This window comes from Alphaproteobacteria bacterium (assembly GCA_018662925.1).
Classification (GTDB): Bacteria; Pseudomonadota; Alphaproteobacteria; order 16-39-46; family JABJFC01; genus JABJFC01.
Map to the genome: position 1 here is coordinate 1 of JABJFC010000039.1, position 2,790 is coordinate 2,790.

Annotated in this window: 2 protein-coding genes and 1 pseudogene; 2 read left to right on the forward strand and 1 reads right to left on the reverse strand. The window is 40.9% G+C overall.

All coding sequences use genetic code 11. The features are described from left to right. Positions 1–87: pseudogene (locus HOL16_02500) on the reverse strand (RNA-binding protein). 1,158 nt (positions 88–1,245) lie between these two features. Between HOL16_02500 and HOL16_02505 the strand changes: the two are divergent. Beyond that, complete coding sequence (locus tag HOL16_02505; protein ID MBT5389565.1) at positions 1,246–1,803, forward strand: NifU family protein; 558 nt, start codon at positions 1,246–1,248, stop codon at positions 1,801–1,803. A gap of 70 nt (positions 1,804–1,873) precedes the next feature. Continuing rightward, positions 1,874–2,629 carry a septal ring lytic transglycosylase RlpA family protein gene (locus HOL16_02510; GenBank protein ID MBT5389566.1) on the forward strand — a complete coding sequence of 252 codons (756 nt, stop codon included), beginning with the start codon at positions 1,874–1,876 and terminating at the stop codon, positions 2,627–2,629. Positions 2,630–2,790: the final 161 nt, after the last annotated feature.

Consider the following 2,790-nt stretch of genomic DNA (forward strand, 5'->3'; position numbering starts at 1 on the left):
GCCAAAGCCACCACCGCCTGAACCGCCGCCAAAGCCACCGCCGCCTGAACCACCGCCAAAGCCACCGCCACCTGAACCACCGCCACCTGAACCGCCGCCTGAACCACCGCCAAAGCCACCACCGCCTGAACCGCCGCCAAAGCCACTAGATGAAGATCCCTGCCTTAGGGATGCCTCCGATACTTTTGGCACAGAACCTTTGCTGGCTTTCTTCTTTGGCTTGACCGCCATCGCCTCGATAGTTGAAAGCTTGGTTGTCTTATAGAATTTGTCCCAACCTTGTACTCTTTTTTTCAAATATTGAGTTCTCTTTTCATTTTTAACCAGAGCCCCATATTTAACCACGTATGCCATGGCTTTCTTCTGCTCATTAGCTGCAGCATAAACCATTGCAGCTATTTGAAAAAAGTCCTCTCGTGGAACCTCACTCTTAAGGCTTTCCGCTATTTTAATAGCAACCATTGCGGCATCAACATCTTGAGCAAGATACGATGCAGCAGCATACCCCATTAAGAGATCCATATCCTCTGTGTTAGACAATAATCCGTTAGCAAATTGGTCCTGAGCCTGTGGGTAATTTCTAAGAGAGTAATAGAGCTTAGCCAAATTTTCTGCAGCTAATGTATTTCCAGCGTCAAGATCTAAGGCCAGTTTATAGCCAACTTCTGCAAAGTCGTACTTATCTGCTTCTCCCGCATTACCAAGGAGATGGTACGCAAATCCATTAAGAAAGTGGGTATAGGAACTTTGAGGGTCTGCTCTTGTTGCTTTACTAAATTGACTAGAGGCTAATTGAAAATGGGACCCTTTAAGTGCTTTCAGCCCACTACGAACTGCAGTGCTACTCAGACCATTTGGACCAACCGAACGATTTGACATAGAGAATTCATTTTGATCGAGCAACGGGTAGTTTGCCAAATGATCGCTTGTAGTGCAACTTGTGACGAGCGCAAACAACGAAACGCTGCCTATAATCTTCATATAAAAAGGCTTTTTCATTTTATTCCTTCTTTTTATAGTTACAAAAAGGTTAGCGCCCTATAACTAAACTTCAGCCTGTCCAAATTGTAACCCATTATAAAAGCTGACTCAAGTGACATTAGTCTCATATAAAATTCGAAAAATATGGAAAAAAGGGCACAATTACCTAAATTAAAAGGGAAAATTCTTTTTCCGTCTTAATTGCTTGATTATTAATGACAGCTCGCCTAATTATACGTGACTGAAACTGAGGGATAGAAGACTATGTTTATCCAGACAGAAGAAACACCAAATCCAACAACGCTCAAATTCCTCCCAAACCGAAGCGTTATGGACAACGGGACAGCTAACTTTGATTCCAGCAAAGAAGCTGAACGGTCTCCGCTTGCCTCAAAACTCTTTGATATTGAAGGAGTGAGCGGTGTGTTTTTTGGTAAGGATTTTATTTCTGTCTCAAAAAATAATGAAAAAGAATGGTATGTACTGAAACCAGCGATTCTCGGCACCCTAATGGAGCACCTCATAACGAATCAACCTATTATCACGGAAGATACAAAGGAATCAAAATCTGGTCCCGGTACCGCTCGAGATGATGGGCCAATTGTGAAACAAATTAAAGAAATCATCGAAACGCAAGTTAAACCTGCTGTAGCTATGGATGGAGGAGATATCTCCTTCGAAAGATTTGAAGATGGAATCGTCCATGTCCGCATGCATGGAGCCTGTTCTGGCTGCCCAAGTTCTACCGCTACTCTAAAATCAGGTTTAGAAAATATGCTTCAACATTACATTCCAGAAGTAAAAGAAGTTGTATCTATATAGGAAATACTTGACATATGTATAAAAATACTATATATACTACTTATGATATTTTTTGGAAGGAAGTATAGCAATGAATAGATTCTTTTATTTTTTCGGTAATCTTAAAAGCAAACGTTCTGTTTTCAATAACATGACGGTATTGGCACTGGGTATCAGCATTGGTCTAACGACCGTATTTGGTGCTATGAACAGTTCCTTCTTGTCTTCTATTCGAGCACAAGATGCGGTAACTTTTATATCACTCCCAATTCTTACCGTCTCTCAAGGCACTGATAGTGTTGGTAAACTTGTCTCAGACATTGGTAAATTAACCCATATTAATATGGATTGGTGTACAAAAAACGGTGGATATTTTAAAGTTGGAAAAACCTACCGCATTAATGGAGCAACCTATCACCCTAAAAAGGACTACAATTATTCTGCTGAAGGCACAGCCTCTTGGTACGGACCAGGATTTCACAACAAAAAAACAGCCAACGGCGAGACCTTTGACATGCACGGAATAAGTGCTGCACATAAGACGCTTCAAATGCCTTGTATGGTCAGAGTAACAAACTTAGAGAATGGTAAAGAAGTTGTAGCGCGTGTAAACGACAGAGGTCCCTATCACTCAACTCACAACAAAACTTCTGGAAAACGATTAATTGATCTCTCTTTGGGGGCTGCTAAATTACTTGGATTCCATGAGAAAGGAACTGCACGCGTTCGTGTAGAGGTACTTAGTGAGGAAAGCCAACTCTTAGAAAAAGTTGCTAAAGGTGAGAATGTAAGTAACAAAGAAATCAAAGTGGCCTCATTGTCTCAAAAGACCACAAGTCTAAATTAATTTTTTATACATATTATCGTAACACCCAAAATCCGCGATAGGAAGTTACATTTCTCCTTCAAGTTCAAGGGGACGCAGTTTTTTCGATCGAGCGCGAGTTTTTTTAGGTGTTAAATTTTTAAATCAGCAATAATTGACCCAAAGCGCTAAAAGTTACTCTA

What these genes read in the sequence shown, in the direction of transcription:
- HOL16_02505 (MBT5389565.1), top strand. Translation starts at nt 1,246, where the DNA reads ATGTTTATCCAGACAGAAGAAACACCAAATCCAACAACGCTCAAATTC.
- HOL16_02510 (MBT5389566.1), top strand. Translation starts at nt 1,874, where the DNA reads ATGAATAGATTCTTTTATTTTTTCGGTAATCTTAAAAGCAAACGTTCT.